Origin of the sequence: Streptomyces sp. SDr-06 (genome assembly GCF_003324565.1) — a bacterium.
Lineage (GTDB): Bacteria > Actinomycetota > Actinomycetes > Streptomycetales > Streptomycetaceae > Streptomyces.
On sequence record NZ_QOLA01000029.1, the window covers coordinates 23,658 to 39,947 of the forward strand.

The 16,290-nt window shown below is 70.5% G+C and carries 17 protein-coding genes; 8 read left to right on the forward strand and 9 right to left on the reverse strand.

Features of this window, described 5'->3' with window-relative positions; all coding sequences use genetic code 11:
* The first annotated feature begins 33 nt into the window (after positions 1 to 33).
* Complete coding sequence (locus DT019_RS34885; RefSeq protein ID WP_114041010.1) at positions 34 to 591, forward strand: DUF1697 domain-containing protein; 558 nt, start codon at positions 34 to 36, stop codon at positions 589 to 591.
* A 9-nt stretch (positions 592 to 600) separates the two neighbouring features.
* Here DT019_RS34885 and DT019_RS34890 read toward each other — a convergent pair whose 3' ends face one another.
* Positions 601 to 1,449, reverse strand: a complete 849-nt coding sequence (locus DT019_RS34890; protein ID WP_114041011.1) for an aldo/keto reductase — start codon at positions 1,447 to 1,449, stop codon at positions 601 to 603.
* Between the two features lie 171 nt (positions 1,450 to 1,620).
* On the opposite strand from DT019_RS34890, the gene DT019_RS34895 reads away from it, so the two are divergent.
* The 3 genes from DT019_RS34895 (at position 1,621) to DT019_RS34905 (ending at position 5,778) form a co-directional block, all read left to right on the forward strand.
* The gene (locus DT019_RS34895) at positions 1,621 to 2,274 is read left to right on the forward strand and encodes a DsbA family protein (protein ID WP_114041012.1); all 654 of its coding nucleotides are present in this window, start codon (positions 1,621 to 1,623) and stop codon (positions 2,272 to 2,274) included.
* Positions 2,275 to 2,344: 70 nt separating this feature from the next.
* A complete protein-coding gene (locus DT019_RS34900) occupies positions 2,345 to 2,923 on the forward strand; it encodes a TIGR03086 family metal-binding protein (protein ID WP_114041013.1) in 579 nt (192 codons plus the stop codon).
* 206 nt (positions 2,924 to 3,129) lie between these two features.
* Positions 3,130 to 5,778: a fibronectin type III domain-containing protein gene (locus tag DT019_RS34905; protein ID WP_114041014.1), complete on the forward strand. Its 2,649-nt coding sequence runs from the start codon at positions 3,130 to 3,132 to the stop codon at positions 5,776 to 5,778.
* Positions 5,779 to 5,809: 31 nt separating this feature from the next.
* Here DT019_RS34905 and DT019_RS34910 read toward each other — a convergent pair whose 3' ends face one another.
* Entirely contained in the window at positions 5,810 to 7,168 is a 1,359-nt protein-coding gene (locus DT019_RS34910) for a tetratricopeptide repeat protein (protein ID WP_223279913.1), read from the reverse strand.
* A 263-nt stretch (positions 7,169 to 7,431) separates the two neighbouring features.
* On the opposite strand from DT019_RS34910, the gene DT019_RS34915 reads away from it, so the two are divergent.
* From DT019_RS34915 to DT019_RS34930, 4 genes are all read left to right on the forward strand, one after another.
* On the forward strand, positions 7,432 to 7,776 hold the full coding sequence (locus DT019_RS34915; protein WP_114041016.1) for a hypothetical protein: 345 nt from the start codon (positions 7,432 to 7,434) through the stop codon (positions 7,774 to 7,776).
* Positions 7,769 to 8,113: a hypothetical protein gene (locus tag DT019_RS34920; protein WP_114041017.1), complete on the forward strand. Its 345-nt coding sequence runs from the start codon at positions 7,769 to 7,771 to the stop codon at positions 8,111 to 8,113. The genes DT019_RS34915 and DT019_RS34920 overlap by 8 nt, the downstream gene beginning before the upstream one ends.
* A gap of 144 nt (positions 8,114 to 8,257) precedes the next feature.
* Positions 8,258 to 8,749 carry a hypothetical protein gene (locus DT019_RS40975; protein ID WP_317617842.1) on the forward strand — a complete coding sequence of 164 codons (492 nt, stop codon included), beginning with the start codon at positions 8,258 to 8,260 and terminating at the stop codon, positions 8,747 to 8,749.
* Positions 8,746 to 9,579, forward strand: a complete 834-nt coding sequence (locus DT019_RS34930) for a protein kinase domain-containing protein (RefSeq protein WP_114041018.1) — start codon at positions 8,746 to 8,748, stop codon at positions 9,577 to 9,579. Before DT019_RS40975 ends, DT019_RS34930 begins: the two co-directional genes overlap by 4 nt.
* Positions 9,580 to 9,642: 63 nt before the next feature.
* Here the strand turns inward: DT019_RS34930 and DT019_RS34935 are convergent, their stop codons facing one another.
* The 7 genes from DT019_RS34935 to cysC all read right to left on the reverse strand — a co-directional run bounded on the left by DT019_RS34935 (position 9,643) and on the right by cysC (position 16,273).
* Positions 9,643 to 10,383, reverse strand: coding sequence for a sirohydrochlorin chelatase (locus DT019_RS34935; RefSeq protein ID WP_114041019.1), 741 nt, complete (start codon positions 10,381 to 10,383; stop codon positions 9,643 to 9,645).
* Positions 10,384 to 10,386: 3 nt separating this feature from the next.
* Positions 10,387 to 11,277, reverse strand: coding sequence for an ABC transporter permease (locus tag DT019_RS34940; protein ID WP_114041020.1), 891 nt, complete (start codon positions 11,275 to 11,277; stop codon positions 10,387 to 10,389).
* Positions 11,264 to 12,058: an ABC transporter ATP-binding protein gene (locus DT019_RS34945; RefSeq protein ID WP_114041021.1), complete on the reverse strand. Its 795-nt coding sequence runs from the start codon at positions 12,056 to 12,058 to the stop codon at positions 11,264 to 11,266. Before DT019_RS34945 ends, DT019_RS34940 begins: the two co-directional genes overlap by 14 nt.
* 44 nt (positions 12,059 to 12,102) lie before the next feature.
* Entirely contained in the window at positions 12,103 to 13,212 is a 1,110-nt protein-coding gene (locus DT019_RS34950; protein WP_114041022.1) for an aliphatic sulfonate ABC transporter substrate-binding protein, read from the reverse strand.
* A gap of 236 nt (positions 13,213 to 13,448) precedes the next feature.
* Positions 13,449 to 14,795, reverse strand: coding sequence for a sulfate adenylyltransferase subunit 1 (locus tag DT019_RS34955; RefSeq protein ID WP_114041023.1), 1,347 nt, complete (start codon positions 14,793 to 14,795; stop codon positions 13,449 to 13,451).
* Positions 14,796 to 15,731 carry a sulfate adenylyltransferase subunit CysD gene (gene cysD / locus DT019_RS34960; protein ID WP_114041024.1) on the reverse strand — a complete coding sequence of 312 codons (936 nt, stop codon included), beginning with the start codon at positions 15,729 to 15,731 and terminating at the stop codon, positions 14,796 to 14,798. It lies immediately after the preceding gene.
* A complete protein-coding gene (gene cysC / locus DT019_RS34965) occupies positions 15,728 to 16,273 on the reverse strand; it encodes an adenylyl-sulfate kinase (RefSeq protein WP_114041025.1) in 546 nt (181 codons plus the stop codon). The genes cysD and cysC overlap by 4 nt, the downstream gene beginning before the upstream one ends.
* Between the last annotated feature and the right edge of the window lie 17 nt (positions 16,274 to 16,290).

Below are 16,290 nucleotides of genomic sequence, written 5' to 3' on the forward strand. Positions count from 1 at the left end.
CACGGGGCGCGGGGGCCGTCCTAGGGTGTGCCCATGACGACGACGTACGCCGCTCTGCTGCGCGGCATCAATGTGGGCGGGAACCGGAAGGTTCCCATGGCCGAGCTCCGAAAGGTCCTGGGCGAGCTGGGCCACGATGCTGTGAAGACGTACCTCAACAGCGGTAACGCCGTCTTCACCGCCGCCCGCGACGACCCGGACGCGCTCGCCGCCGACCTGGAGGCCGCCCTGGAGAAGCGCTTCGGCTTCCACGTCGCCTGCATGGTGCGCGGCGGCCCCTACCTCCGGTCCGTCCTGGACGCCTGCCCCTTCCCGGCCGCCGAGCTGGAGGGCAAGCAGCTGCACGCGACGTTCTTCGGGGGCCCGACGGTCACCGCCGACCGCTTCGCCTCGATCGACCGGGCCGCCTTCCTCCCGGAGGAGTTCCGCCTGGGCGACCAGGTGCTCTATCTGTACGCGCCCCAGGGCGTCGGGCGGTCGCCGCTCGCCGCCGCCCTGTCCCGGCCCGGCCTGCTCAAGGGGGTCGACGTGACCTCGCGCAACTGGAACACCGTCAAGGCGCTGGTGGGGATGACAGAGGCGGGAGCCTGAGCCGGGCCGTCATGCCCGAACCGCGTCCAGCTCCTCCAACTCGGCCTGGCGCAGGTGGATATGAGCCGCGTCCAGATTCTCGTCCAGATGATCGAGGGAGCCGGTGCCGGGGGTCGGGCACAGGACGGGGGAGCGGTGCAGCAGCCAGGCGAGGGCGATCTGTCCCCTGGTCGCGCGGTGCCGCCCCGCGATCCGGTCGAGCGCGGCCGCCGCGTCGCCGGTGAGGGCGCCGTTGGCCAGCGGGAACCAGGGCAGAAACGCCAGGCCGTGCGCCTCGCACAGGGCGAGGACCGCCTCCGACTCCCGGTCCAGGAGGTTGAAGCGGTTCTGCACCGAGGCGACGCGGGTCAGCCGGAGCGCCTGCTCCACCTGCTCGGCGGAGACGGTGTCCAGGCCGATGTGCCGGATCTTGCCCTCCCGCCTCAACTCGTCGAGCGTGCCCAGCTGTTCGGCCGGCGGTACCTCGGGGTCGAGCCGGTGCAGCTGGTACAGGTCGATCGTCTCCACCCGCAGCCGGCGCAGGCTCGCCTCGCACATCGCCCGCAGCTGCTCCGGCCTTCCCGCGATGTGCCAGGCGCTGTCGCTGGTCCGTACGACACCGCCCTTGGTCGCGACCACCACCTCGGCGGGGTAGGGATGGAGGGCCTCCGCGACGAGCTCCTCGGCCAGGCCGGGACCGTAGTTGTCGGCGGTGTCGATCAGCGTGACGCCGCGCTCGACCGCCCGGCGCAGCACCGCGAGGGCGTCCGCCCGAGCGCCCCGGGGTCCCCAGTAGCCGGGGCCCGTGAGCTGGGCGGTGCCGAAGCCGAGCCGTCGCAGGGGGCGGTCCCCGCCGAGCGCAAAGGTCTCAGAGGTCATGGCGGGACGGTATCGGACCCCTGCGGACCCCGGCCCGTGCGTCCCTTCGCGATCCGGGGCGCCTGGCTGCGGCGCGCCCGGGCCAGGGAGGCGGGCCGGTGCGAAATGGCCCAGTGAATGTAGGGGGCAATGGCCCATGGCCGAGGGCCACTGCCGGGCTAGGGTCGACCCATGACCAACACGACGACGGACACCACGACCCACACCGCGACGGACGCGCAGCGCGCCACCGTCGACTTCTACTTCGACCCGGCCTGCCCCTTCGCCTGGATCACCTCCCGCTGGATGCTGGAGGTCGAGAAGCACCGCGACATCGAGCTGAGATTCCGGCCGATGAGCCTGTACCTGCACAACACGGGCAACGAACTCCCTGACTGGTACCGGGACTTGGTGGACCGCTCGATCGGTCCCGTCCGGGTCGCGGTCGCGGCGGCCGAGGCGCACGGCGACCAGGTGCTGCGCGACCTGTACACCGCGTTCGGCACCCGCATCCACCAGGACAAGAACCAGGACTTCGACGAGGTGATCGTCCAGTCCCTCGAAGAGCTCGGCCTGCCCGCCTCGCTCGCCGCCGCGGCCCACGACCCCGCGTACGACGAGGCCGTGCGCCGCAGCCACGACGCGGGCAAGGACCCGGCCGAGGACGGCTACGTCGGCACCCCGACCATGCACCTGGACGGCAAGGTCTACTTCGGCCCGGTGCTCAGCTCGATTCCGCGCGGCGAGGAGGCGGGGCGGCTCTTCGACAGCGTGCGCACGATCGCCGCGTACCCGGACTTCTTCGAGCTCAAGCGGACCCGGACGGGATCGCTCAACTTCGACTGAGGTCGCCCGTGGGGGAGTGCTGTCGCGTTTTTTCAATACGCGGCACGGGGCGCGACGGGACGCTGCTCCCATGAAGAGCGAACACCGTGCCATGACCGAATGCGCAGCCGAGGCCGCCCGCATCGCGCGCGGCGTCACCCCCGACCGGCTCGCCGGGCCCACTCCCTGCGCGGAGTGGGACGTGCGGGCGCTGGTCAACCACTGGGTCCTGTACACCTCGCACGGCCTGGAGCACCGCGCCCTGCGCAAGCCGCTGCCGGACGAGCTCGGCGCGCGCGACTTCACCGCCGACGCCGACTGGGCGCAGCGGTACGCCGCCCAGCTCGACCGGGCCGTGGCCGCCTGGGCCGACCCGGCCGTGTGGGAGGGCGACGTCGACCTGGGCGGGGCGGCGCTGCCCGCCCGGCAGATCGCCTCGATGGTCGTCAAGGAGATGGTGGTGCACGGCTGGGACGTCGCGCGCGCCACCGGACAGCAGGTCCGGCTCTCCGAGGAGTCGGCCGCCTTCGTCCTGAAGGTCGTCGAGGACAACGCCGAGCTCTACCGCCAGTACCAGGGCTTCGCCGACCCGGTCGAACCGCCCGCCGACGCCGACACCCTGGAGCGGGCCCTGTCGGCATCGGGCCGCGACCCGCACTGGGCCGCCTGAGCCCTGCCCGGGGCCACGGGTCCGTGGATCCTGGCGCGCTCGGCGGCTGGACCATCCACTCGGTCCTGACCAAGTGATCCGATGACTATCGAGAGTTGGGGAGAATTCGAGGACGGTTCTGGGTGATGTGTTGACCGTGCTGCGTCAGTGCTCCTACCTTTTCAGGGGCTCAAGGGTCCGATCCTGTGAGCCCCTTGGGAGGGAACATGCCCGCGTCCCGGAGCGCGCCACGGACGGCGCCCCGAAGATCCGCCCCGATCGTCACGCTCGCCGCCGCCCTGGCCCTGGGGGTCCCGGGTCTCGTGCCCTCGGCCACGGCGCACACGCCGCCCACGGCATCCGCCGACGTGTATGTGTCCCCGGCCGGGAGCGACTCCTCTGACGGCACCGCCCAGCACCCCGTGAGCACCCTGCCGCGCGCCCGCGACCTGGCGCGCGGCAGGTCGGCACACCAGAACGCCGACCTCACCATCCACCTGGCCGCCGGTACGTACCGCGTGGACGGGCCGCTCCAGCTCGACGCCCGCGACTCGGGCCAAGGCGGTCACCGCATCATCTGGCAGGGTGCGGGCGCCGGGACCACGGTGATCAGCGGCGGCCGCAAGGTCGAGGGCTGGCAGCCGGTGCCGGGCCGCCCCGGTCTCTGGTCCGCGCCCGCGCCCCAAGGCCTCACCGATACACGGCAGTTGTACGTCGACGGCGTACGTGGCCGGCGCGCCGGCGGTGAGGTGCCGGTCAGCCTCACCCTCACGCCCACCGGCTACACCGCGAGCTCCGACGCCATCGCGCACTGGCGCCACCCCGGCGACGCCGAGTTCGTGTACACCAGCGGGGAAGCGCTCTGGAACGTCGAGCGCAACGGCCTCGGCCAGTGGACCGAACCCCGCTGCCCGATCGCCGCCGCCCAGGGCACCACGATCACCATGGCCCGGCCGTGCTGGGACAACTCCACCCGGCGCGTCGAGTTCCCCGACCGGCCCGGACGCACCGTGAGCATGGTCGGCCCCGGCACACTCACCAACAAAGCCAAGGCGTCCTACGTGGAGAACGCCTTCGAGCTCCTCGACGAGCCGGGCGAGTGGTACCTCGACCGTTCCGCGCGCACCGTGTACTACCTGCCCCGCCCGGGCGAGGACCCGAGGAGCGCCGACATCGAGGCGGCCTCGGCCGAGAAGCTGGTCGACGGACACGGCACGGCGAAGGCGCCGCTGCACGATGTCGCCTTCCAGGGCCTCCAGTTCAGCTACGCGACCTGGCTGACGCCGTCCGGCCCCGAGGGCTTCTCCGAGATCCAGGCCGGTTACACCATCACCGGCGCCCAGGGCTGGGCGACGCAGGGGCTGTGCGGCTTCACCCCCGGCGGCACCTGTCCCTTCGCCTCCTGGACGAAAATGCCGGGCAACGTGTCCTTCTCGTACGCGCGCGGCATCGAGATCAGCGACAGCACCTTCGCGCACCTGGGCGCCGCCGGGCTGGAACTCGGCGCCGGTACCGCCGACTCCACCGTGCGCACCAGCGTGTTCACCGACATCTCCGGCAACGGCCTGGAGATCGGCGGAGTGGACGGACAGACCCCCGCTTCCGGCATCGAGGTGTCGGACAATCACCTCTACGCGCTGCCACGGGAGTTCCACGGCGGCGTCGGCATCCTCAACGGCTACACCCAGCACACGACGATCGCGCACAACCAGCTCGACCACCTGGGCTACAGCGCGATCTCCCTGGGCTGGGGCGGCTGGCCCGACAAGATCGGCTCGCCCGCGACCCCCAACCCCAGCCACGACAACGCGGTGCGCGACAACCTGATCTTCGACTACCTGCAGCTCCTCGACGACGGCGGGGGCGTCTACACCCAGGGCCTGACCGGCACGTCGATGGCCGACGGAGAGAAGGTCACCGGCAACGTCATCCACGGCCAGTGGGGTCTCGGCAAGAGCGTCTACACCGACAACGGCTGCACCTACGAGACGGTCCAGGGCAACGTCCTCTACGGCGCCGCGTACGCCAACGTCGCCGGCCGTCACACCGACTACCGCGACAAGCTCGGCAACAACGACCCGACGCTCATCAAGGACAACTGGTGGGAGGAGGGCACCGCCGACGCCGACAGCAAGGGCCTGGTGACCACCGGAAACCACATCATGTCCTCGCTCGCCGAGGTGCCGCCGGACATCCTCGCCGGTGCCGGGATCGAGCCCGCCCAGCGCTCCGTCCTCGACCGCGTGACCCAGGCGGTCTCGGTGCCCGAGGCCCCGGCGCGCGTGGGCACGAGCACCGGGGGTGCCGACGCGCTGTACGTCATCTTCAACCCGAGCCACGTGGACGGCGGCTCCCCGGTGACCGGCTACACCGCGCACGCGCTGCGGCCCGACGGGACACAGGCCGCGACCGCGAGCATCACGGCGGCGGACTTCGAACGGCAGGCGTACGTACGCCTCGGTCAACTCCCGTTCTCCCAGGGCCCGTTCAGGGTGACCGTCACCGCGCACAACGCCCGCGGCGAGAGCGCGCCGTCCCTCGCCTCGGCGCCCCTCGCGCCCACCGTGCCCGTCGCGCTGCCCGCTGCGCCCACCGCCGCCAAGGTGCGGGCGGGGTCGCACGCCGCCACCCTCGCCTGGACGCCACCGGCCGCGACGGGTGACGCCAAGGTCATCGGATACCGGATCACCGTCTCCGACGGCCGGGTCATCGAGGTCGCGGGACGGGACGTGCTGGTGACGCAGCCGTCGGGGAAGGGGATGTTCCGGGTGGTGGGAGGCCTGGTGCCGGGGCGGGCGTACACGTTCTCGATCGCCGCCGTCACGGCGGCGGGAACGGGCCCGGGGGCGATTGCCCCCACCCCGCCCCTTCCCTAAACCCTCCGGGGGTGGGGAGGCTCTGGGGCCATCAGGTGGGAAGTCGGCTCGGCACCACCGCATGTGCGCGCTCGTACAGATCACGAGCGGTGGCATTTTTGAGGTACGGCCTCAGTAGCGCGAACATTCGGGCCATGCGGTCATCTGCGCGGCCCGACTGCACCAATGGGTAATCGTCGAGTGCCAAATGCCATGTCTGGCACGCCGCTTCGAGGTGACCCACCTGTAGCTGGTGTTCCGCGAGGAGGCCCCGACGATGCACCCGCGAGCGCCGATACACGCTGTAGCGGGTCCTGTCGGACTCCTGCATCGCTTCGACTGCGCCCGCAACGTCGCCGAGTTCGTAGCGCACCTGGCTGACGTGATAGTGCAGTGAGGCCGGATCGTACGAGCCGAACGCCTTTCCGCGGGACTCGGCTCGGTCCATAGCGGCTTCCGCTTCACGGATGTACCGCATGGCGCTGGTTCGGTCTCCAGTCTGCGCGGCTGCATGGGCTTGTTGGCCCGCGAGGAATGCTCGCATCCGCGGACCAGCCTTGGGGGAAGCGGCCGCCGCCGCGTCGGCCAATTCCAGGGCTTTGTTGCCGTGCCGGAGATCGACGGCCTGAACGCTCATCCCTCGGAGCGTGGTGCAGTAGGTCAGGTGGTCTTCTGCGGCTCCGGCCAGTTCCAGTGCTTTGACGTAGTAACTCTGCGCCAGTCCGTGCAAGCCCTCGTCAACAGCCATGTACCCCGTGAGGTACGAGAGGTCAGAAGCGGCAGACAGCATGGCTTGCCGCACCTCTGGGGGAGCGTCGGCGCGTAGGCAGCCTGCAACGGTATTGACCATGAAACTGGCGGCCATGGGTCGCGCATGGCGACCTCCGAACTGATCGTCAAGGTCGGATACTCGCTCGGTCATGGCCGAGACCATGTTGACCTCGTTCATGCCGATGCGAGTCGACCTTCCGCTTTGAATCGCTTCGACCCTGTCGATCACATCGGGCCACCCGGGGATCGTCAATGCAACAGAGAACAGACCCGCGCCGAGGATGCTACGTCGCGACGGGTCCATGTCCTGCCTCCCCAGCTCGATCAGTTCCGCAACCGTATCCGGATGGTCGGAGCTTTGATCGACTGGAGATGAGTAGCCCAATTCCGGCAGTGTCACAGCGCGCCCGAGTCGTCGCGAGAACGCCTCGACGATGAACGTCTGAACCTCTTTGCGTGGCTTTGTGCCATTGAGCCAGTGATGTACGGCCGAAGCGTTGTAGCGCAGGGGCGTACCGCTCTCGGTACCAACCCGGTTCACAGCCCGCGCGCACTGGCTCAGTGTCCAGCCGCTCTCTGTGAACAGGCGTTGCAAGTGATCGTTGAGCTCGGTTGCCAATGCCGCCAACTCCCCGCGCACGTAGGCACTTTAAACGCTTTAAAACCGTCGCGCAGTGCCAACGGTACCGCCGAGCGTGTCCGTGCGGTTGCGTAGAGGCAGGAGAGATCACCTAGCGGCGGGAGCCGATCCGTGAACGCGAACCGTGAAGCGCAGCCCCCTCCGCGCGTACCGCCCAGCGCGCCCGATCCGGGCCGGGCCGAACCTGACGCCGCCATGCGGCTACGTCACCCGGACCTGTGGGCGAAGGTGGTCAGCGCGAACGCCAGAAGTGCGGGGGCGCTGTGACCGCCCGCCTCACACGTCCCGGGTTCGGACTCCTCCACCGCTGGTGGCTCAAAACCGGGCAGTTCTCGCTCGTGGTGCGCATCGTGAGCCCGAGCCGGCGCCGCGCGTACGCGTCGGCGGCCGAGGCGTTCGAGCGGTACAAGCGGTGGCAGAGCGAAGCCGCGTTCGTGCGGCAGGCGCTCGACAGGGTCCCGCTGTGCGCTTCGGTACTCGCGCAGGATCTGGACCGGGCCGAGCGCGCCCTACGCGTCCCCGATCAGGAAGCCGTGCTGCTGGCGCGCATCTTCGGGGCGGACGAGGCGGCGCGGTTCGTGGCCCGGCGGGAGCCCGGCCATGGATGAGTACCGGTGCACCGTCCGCGCCGCCCTGCACCTCCAGGGCCAGAGCGTCGAGCTCCTGACCAATTCCCACGGCACGCCCTCGCCGGTTCTCGCCGCCTCTTGGCTTCGGGCCCAAGTCGACTGGTGCGCAGAACAGTTGGGGGCGGCCGACCGCTCGGCCGATGAGCTGCGTGCCTGGTTGGCCAACGAGACCGCGCAGTGGACGTTGTACGCGACCCTCACAGCCAGTCAGTGCGCCCACGTACGCGTCTGCCAAGGCGCGTCCACGGTGGAACTGCGCGCACGCCGTGTGATTGCAGCGCCCGTCAGTGCTGCCCCGTCCCGGACGCCCACCTAGGCCCGTCCCGGTCTGCTCCCCCGTCTGCGGCAGGAATCCAGGCAGGGGCGGGCACGTGTCCGGCCGGTCGTACGCCCCGTGAATCGGGGACGGCCGGACGGGCTGCAAATGAAGTGCACCACTCCATCGAGGAGGTACCGCACCATGACAGCAGTACAGAACGACCTGAAGACGGGGCGCGCACTCGTCAGCGACGCACCGTTCAACAGTGTCGCGCAATTCACCGTGGCCCACTTCGGCCAAGACCAGGCGAGGACCGAGCGGCAGACGGACCAGGCATTCGCATGCGTCGCGACGGCAGCCCCCGGGGGCGGTGGCCACAGGATGGAAGCCGTCACCAAGTTCGCGCACGCCATGGAAGCCGCCGGGTTCGTGGTCCTGGACGACCTGTGGACCGTGAACGGCGAGAACGCCTCACCGTGCGACTCGGACTGTGGGCGCCCGTACGGAAGTGCAGGCGGTAATGGAGACGGCAACGGCGACAGTGGCGACGACAGCGACAGCGGAGGCGGCAACCCGTCGACAGGCGACAGTGACGACGGACGCGACTACCACCACGGCCACTGGTCTCGCCTGATCCGAGGGGCCGACCTCTCCCAGGGGTCGGCCCCTGTCATTGAGAGGACAAGTCGATGACCGGAAGCGGTCCATTCGAAATTCCTGACCACATCCCCGTGACACTTACGACTCAGCGGCTCGTACTGAACCGGCGCGGCTCAACGGTGTGGGACGTAGAGACGCCCACAGGCCGCGTCGTAGTCAAGCTGGGTTACGCGAGCAAGACGCACGTGTGGACGGCGTTGGCGCCCGCCCGTGAGGGTGTCATCCTGCAAGCGCTGGGCACAGCGACGGTGACGTACGGCCAGTGGGACCACGGCACTTGGAATGTCCAACCCTGGCAGGCTGGTACGGACCTGCAGCACCTCTGGGAGCACCACCGGACCCGAGACGGCGTGTCCCGTCCTCCCCTGTCCGACGCGCTGGCATGTGCGCGAGCCCTCGCCGAGTTGCACGAGCGCGGCTACGTCCACGGCGACGTACAGCCCGCCCATTTCCTCGTGAGGGACGAGCCGGCGAGGGCAGCCCTTATCGACCTTGCCCTGGCCCGTGGGGCGGAGATCCCCCCGCGGTTCGACTTCGCATATCGGGGGTGTCTCGTCCACTACGAGAGCCCCGAGACTTCTCGCCGAGTACTGGAAGACGGCTCGGCGGTGCCGACGCGGGAAGCGGACGTGTACGCACTCGGGGCAACCCTGTTCATGGCGGCGACCGGGTGGCGCCACGTCGAGTACCCGGATGACGCGTCGCGGCCGGCGCAACGACAAGCCATCGTCAACGGCACACACCGCCCCGTCAACATCGCCGGCTCGCTCGGAGCGCTTGTCACCGACATGTTGAGGTACCACGCCGAGGACCGTCCCACGATCCAGGACGTTTGCAAGGCCTTGGAGCAAGCGGCAGCGTAGGAAGACGGAACCCTGCCCCGCGACCAGCCCCGTTCGTCCCGGCATTCCTCCTGGCCGGTGCGCTCACGCCGTCAATGCCGGGGTGCGGGTGCCGGTTCTCGCTTCCTCGTAGCGGGTCAGCAGGAGGCGGGCCAACTCCGGGGAAGCTCCCAGGACTTCGGAGAGGACGTCAGCCTCCGCGGCGCCCCGGGCTATGCGGTCGGGGAGGAAGCCGGGGGCTATGACGTAGGGGGCGACCGCTACGCGTCGCACGCCCTGGGCCCTCAGGTCCCGTACGGCGTCTTCCGTACGGGGCAGGGCCGCGGAGGCGAACGCAGGCCGCACGGCGCACCAACCGGTGTGCCGCAGCTCCCGCGCGATTTCAGCGATCACTGCGATCGCCTCCGGGTCGGTGGAGCCCGCCGAGGCCAGGACGACCCCGGTCGAGGGCTTGTCGGCGGGGCTGAGCCCCGCCTCGTACAGCCGTCGCTCCAGCGCGGCGAGCAGCAGGGGCGAGGGGCCGAGGACATCGGCGAGGCGGATGGTCAGGCGGGCCGGGGCCTGGCTCAGCACGGCCGGGATGTCCGCCTTGGCGTGGAAGGCGCGGGTCAGGAGGAGGGGCAGCGCCACTACGTCCCGTACGCCTTCCAGGGCGAGGCGGTCCAGGACCTGCGGGACGGACGGCGCGTTGAAGTCCAGGAACCCGGTCTCCACGCGCAGGCCGGGCGCCAGCGACCGGGCCCGCCGCACCAGGGCGTGCACGGTCGCGGCGTGCCGCGGATCGCGGCTGCCGTGGGCGATGACGAGGAGGACCGGGCGGTGCACGGGTCAGCCCTTCACGAGCAGCCCGCGGCCGCGCAGCACACGGCGCTCCAGCGGGCTGAAGATCAGCAGGTCGATGGCGATGCCCACGAGCAGGATCAGGACGATCGCGAGGAAGATGCCCGGCATGTCGGAGTTGTTGCGGCCGTTCTCCAGCAACTGGCCGAGCCCCAGGCCCAGATCGGGCGAGGAGGCGATGATCTCGGCGGCCATCAGCGAACGCCAGGAGAAGGCCCAGCCCTGCTTCAGGCCGGCCAGATAGCCCGGAAGGGCGGCGGGCATCAGGATGTGCCAGGCGCCCCGCGCCCCGGTCGCGCCCAGCGTGCGGCCCGCCCGCAGGTACAGCGGCGGCACCTGGTCGACGCCGGAGACCAGGCCGTTGGCGATGGAGGGGACCGCGCCGAGCAGGATCACGGCGTACATCATCGAGTCGTTGAGGCCCAGCCACAGCACCGCCGGGGGCACCCAGGCCACCGACGGCAGGGACTGGAGACCGGACAGGATCGGGCCGATGGCCGCCCGCACGAACTTGACCCGGGCCACGAGGAGCCCCAGCGGGGTGCCGATGGCCAGGGCGAGCAGGAAGCCGAGCAGGCCGCGCGAGACGCTGGTCCACACGACGTCGAGCAGGGTCCCCTGGAGCCACATGTCCCGCAGGCTCGACCAGACCGTGGCCGGCGCGGGCAGCTTGTACTCGTCGGTGACCTTCGCCGAGACCAGGACCTGCCACACCACCAGGACCAGGGCGACCGCGGTCAGCGGGGGCAGGACCTTCTTGACGAACACCTCGCGCACCGGGGTGCGGTGCGGCTGGACGGCTTCGAGGGCGTCGAGCCCCGCTTCGAGGCTGCCGAGCTCCGGGGCGTCCTCGACCTCGGTGGTCTCAGTGCTGGCCATGGCGGCGGATCTCCCCACGCAGTTGTTCAGTGATCTCGACGGAGAGCTCCGCCACTTCGGCGTCCTCGATGCGGCGCGGCTGGTCGATGTCCACCGTCCACTCGTGCGCCACCCGGCCCGGTCGCGAGGAGAGCAGCACCACGCGCTGGGCGAGCCGGACCGCCTCGCGCACGTTGTGCGTCACGAACAGGACCGACAGGTGCGTCTCGTGCCAGATGCGGGTCAGCTCGTCGTGCAGGACGTCGCGGGTGATGGCGTCCAGGGCCGCGAACGGCTCGTCCATCAGCAGGAGTTGGGAGTCCTGTGCGAGGGCCCGGGCCATCGCCACGCGCTGGCGCATGCCGCCGGACAGCTCGTGCACGCGCTTGCCGTACGCGCCCTGGAGGCGGACCAGCGCGAGGAGCTCCTCGGCGCGCTCGCGGCGGTCGTTCTTGGGCACCCCGCGCAGCCGCAGGGCGAGCTCGATGTTCTTGCCCGCGGTCAGCCACGGGAACAGGGCGTGCTCCTGGAACATCAGGGCGGGCCGCCCGCCCGGCGTCTCGATGGTGCCCGCGGTGGGCGCGTCCAGACCCGCGACCAGGTTGAGCAGGGTCGACTTCCCGCAGCCGGAGGCGCCCAGGAGGGTGACGAACTCACCCGGTGCGACATCGAGTGAGATGTCGTCGAGGACGAGCTGCGGTCCCGCGGGACCGCCGAAGGACTTCGAGACATGCTCGATCCGGGCGGCGTACTCGTGCGCTGCCGCCGTGCGGTCCGTGGCCTTGGCGAGTGCGGTGGCCATGGTCGTCACCTCCTGGGAAACCTGAGAACCGGCTGGGTGGGGGACTAGTTGGCGCCGAGACCGGCGTCGCCGACCTCGGGCCTGCCCAGGGACTTGAGGACCTTGTTGAGCGGGTCCAGGTCGTAGATGCCCTTGAGGTCGGGCTTCTTGAGGAGGCCGGCCTTCACCGCGTGGTCGGCCTGCGCCTGGAGGCTGGCGGCCAGCGGGTCGTCCAGGGTCCGGATCGACTTCCACGCAGGGTCGATGATGTCCGCCGGCAGCTCCTTGCCGGAGAGCTTCTTGAGCGCGGCGTTCGCCGAGGCCTTCGCCTGGTCGGGGTGGGTCGCGATCCACTCGTTGGTCTTCACCGAGCCGCGCAGGACCGCCTCGACGACGTCGGGGTGCTCCTTCAGGAACTTCTGCGACACGATGATGTTGGTGATCACGAACTGGTGGTCGGGCCACAGGTCGGACTCGTCCAGGAGGACCTTGCCGCCCTCCTGGACCAGCTTGGACGCGGTCGGCTCGGGCACCCAGGCACCGTCGATCGAGCCGGACTTGTAGGCGTCCGGGGTGATCTTGTTGTCGGTGCGGACCACGTTGACGTCGCCCTTGCCGCTCTGGGCGTCGACCTTCCAGCCCTTGTCGGCCAGCCAGTTGAGGAAGGCGACGTCCTGGGTGTTGCCGAGCTGGGGCGTCGCGATGTTCTTGCCCTTGAGCTCGTCGACCGACTTGATCTTGCCCGGGTTGACCACGAGCTTCACACCGCCGGACGCGGAGCCGCCGATGATGCGCAGGCTCTGCCCCTTGGACTTGGTGTACCCGTTGATCGCGGGCGAGGGGCCGATCCAGCCGATGTCGATCGAGCCCGCGTTGAGGGCCTCGATCTCGGAGGGCCCCGCGTTGAAGGTGGACGACTTGACGGCGGTGCCGCCCAGCTCCTTCTGGAACAGGCCCTCCTGCACGCCGACCAGGGCGGTGGCGTGGGTGAGGTTGGGGAAGTAGCCGATCTTCACGGAGTCGGCGGAGAGCTTCTTGCCGTCCGCGGCGGGCGCGGCCTTGCCCGCGTCGTCCTTGGAGGCGGAGCCGTAGCCGCAGGCGGCGAGGGCTCCGAAGAGCAGCGGCAGGGTGGCGGCGGCGGCGAGGCTGCGTTTCACAGCGGAGCTGGCAGGCACGGGAGGGTGTCCTCTCGGAGGCCCGGTGCTTACGTCTCGCGGAGTCTCAACTCCGGGACGCGGCCGGGGAGTCGGCGGGTCTTCGGCGTGGGGGAGGGTGGTGCCTCGGGGCGCGCGAGCGGTGCGCGTACGTCATCGCGCACATCGGGAGACCCCGCCCTGGCCGCTGCCGAGGGCGCCGCTGCCCACGCGGCCGCCCTCCTTGGCGAACGTCGAGTAGATGTCCTGGCGGGCCATCAGAAGTCCCAGCCTTCGTCGTCGACGGTGGTGAGGACCTTCTCGGTGGCGAAGGAGGAGCCCGCCATCCCGGCCGTGAGCGTGGTGCCGTCGGCCGGGTCGATCAGCAGGAACGACCCGGTGCGCCGCGAGTCGGCGTAGGAGTCGAGCGCGAGCGGCTCGGCGGTGCGCACCAGGACCCGGCCGATGTCGTTGGCGACGAGCCGGCCCGGGTTCGGGTGCTGGGAGAGGTCGTCCAGGGTCAGCCGGGAGGGGATCTCCTTGACGATCGCCTTGACGGTGCGGGTGGTGTGCTTGAGCAGCACCCGCTGCCCCACCGTCAGGGGCTGGTCGGCGACGTGGCAGACGGTCGCCTCGATGTCCTGGGTGGTGGCGGGCGCGTCCCCGCTCGGCACGATCAGGTCGCCGCGCGAGATGTCGATGTCGTCCTCCAGCAGGAGGGTGACGGACTGCGGCGTCCAGGCGATGTCCACGGACTCGCCGAGCAGGTCGATCCCGGCCACCGTGCTCGTGCGCCCGGAGGGCAGCACGGTCACCGGCTCGCCGACGCGGAACGTGCCGGCGGCGATCTGGCCCGCGTATCCCCGGTAGTCGGGGTGCTCGGCCGTCTGCGGGCGGATCACGTACTGCACGGGAAGGCGGGCGTGGCAGCCGGTCAGGTCGTGGCTGACCGGGACCGTCTCCAGGTGCTCCAGGACGGTGGGGCCGCCGTACCAGTCCATGTGGGCGCTGGGCTCCACCACGTTGTCCCCGGCGAGCGCCGAGATCGGGATCGCGGTGATCTCCGGGACGCCCAACTCGCCCGCGTACGCGGTGAATTCCTCGGCGATGGCCGCGAAGACCTTCTCCTCGTAGGCCACCAGGTCCATCTTGTTGACGGCGAGGACGACGTGCGGGACGCGCAGCAGGGCGGCGACCGCGGCGTGCCGGCGGGTCTGCTCGATCACGCCGTTGCGGGCGTCGACCAGGACCACGGCGAGGTCGGCGGTGGAGGCGCCGGTCACCATGTTGCGGGTGTACTGCACGTGCCCGGGGGTGTCCGCCAGGATGAACCGGCGCCGCGGGGTCGCGAAGTAGCGGTAGGCCACGTCGATGGTGATGCCCTGCTCGCGCTCGGCCCGCAGGCCGTCGGTGAGCAGCGCGAGGTCGGGTGCCTCCTGGCCGCGCTTGAGGGAGGCGGCCTCGACGGCTTCGAGCTGGTCGGTGAGGACCGACTTGGAGTCGTGCAGGAGGCGGCCCACCAGGGTGGACTTGCCGTCGTCGACGGACCCGGCGGTCGCGAAGCGCAGCAGGGTGGTGGCCGACACGTCGGCCAACTGCACCGCGTTCTCAACGGAGTTGGACATTTAGAAGTACCCCTCGCGCTTGCGGTCTTCCATCGCGGCCTCGGACAGCTTGTCGTCGGCGCGGGTGGCGCCCCGCTCGGTGAGCCTCGACGCGGCGATCTCGCTGATGACGGCGTCCAGCGTCGTCGCGTCGGAGTCGACGGCGCCGGTGCAGGACATGTCGCCCACGGTGCGGTAGCGCACCAGACGGGTCTCGACGCTCTCGCCTGCCTTGGGGCCACCCCACTCGCCGGCGGTCAGCCACATCCCGGACCGCTTGAACACCTCGCGCTCGTGGGCGAAGTAGATCTCCGGCAGGTCGATGTCCTCGCGGGCGATGTACTGCCACACGTCCAGCTCGGTCCAGTTGGACAGCGGAAACACCCGGACGTGCTCGCCGGGGGCGTGCCGGCCGTTGTAGAGCTGCCACAGTTCGGGGCGCTGGCGGCGCGGGTCCCACTGCGAGAACTCGTCGCGCAGCGAGAACACCCGCTCCTTGGCGCGTGCCTTCTCCTCGTCGCGGCGGCCGCCGCCGAACACCGCGTCGAAGCGGTGCTGCTGGATCGCCTCGGTCAGCGGCACCGTCTGGAGCGGGTTGCGCACGCCGTCGGGCCGCTCGCGCAGCGTGCCCGCGTCGATGTACTCCTGCACCGAGGCGACGTGCAGCCGCAGGCCGTGCTCGGCCACCACCCGGTCGCGGTAGGCGAGGACCTCGGGGAAGTTGTGCCCGGTGTCCACGTGAAGCAGCGAGAACGGCACGGCGGCCGGCGCGAACGCCTTGAGCGCCAGGTGCAGCATGACGATGGAGTCCTTGCCACCGGAGAACAGGATCACCGGCCGCTCGAACTCGCCCGCCACCTCGCGGAAGATGTGCACCGCCTCGGACTCCAGGGCGTCCAGGTGGCTGAGCGCGTACGGGCTGTCGACGCCCTCGGTCAAGCCGGTTGCCGACGTCATGCCAGGCCCCTTTCGGTGAGCAGCGCGAAGAGGGCCGCGGCGGACTCCTGCACGGTCTGGGTGTGCGACTCGATGCGCAGGTCCGGCGCCTCGGGCGCCTCGTACGGGTCGTCGACGCCGGTCAGACCGCTGATCTCGCCCGCGGCCTGCTGGGCGTACAGACCCTTCACGTCGCGGACGGCGCAGACCTCCACGGGCGTGGCGACGTGCACCTCCAGATAGGCGGTGCCCTCGTTCTGGTGGCGCTTGCGCACGGCCTCGCGGCTGTCGGCGTACGGGGCGATCACCGGGACCAGCGCCTTGACGCCGTTGGCGGCGAGCAGTTCGGCGACGAAGCCGATCCGCTGCACGTTGGTGTGCCGGTCCTCGCGGCTGAAGCCGAGGCCCGCCGAGAGGAACTCGCGGATCTCGTCGCCGTCGAGCACCTCCACCCGGTGCCCGCCCGCGCGCAGCCGGCCCGCGAGCTCGTACGCGATGGTGGTCTTGCCCGCGCTCGGCAGACCGGTCAGCCAGATGGTGGCTCCCGCCTCCGTCACGCTCATCGAAGTCTCCTGATCGT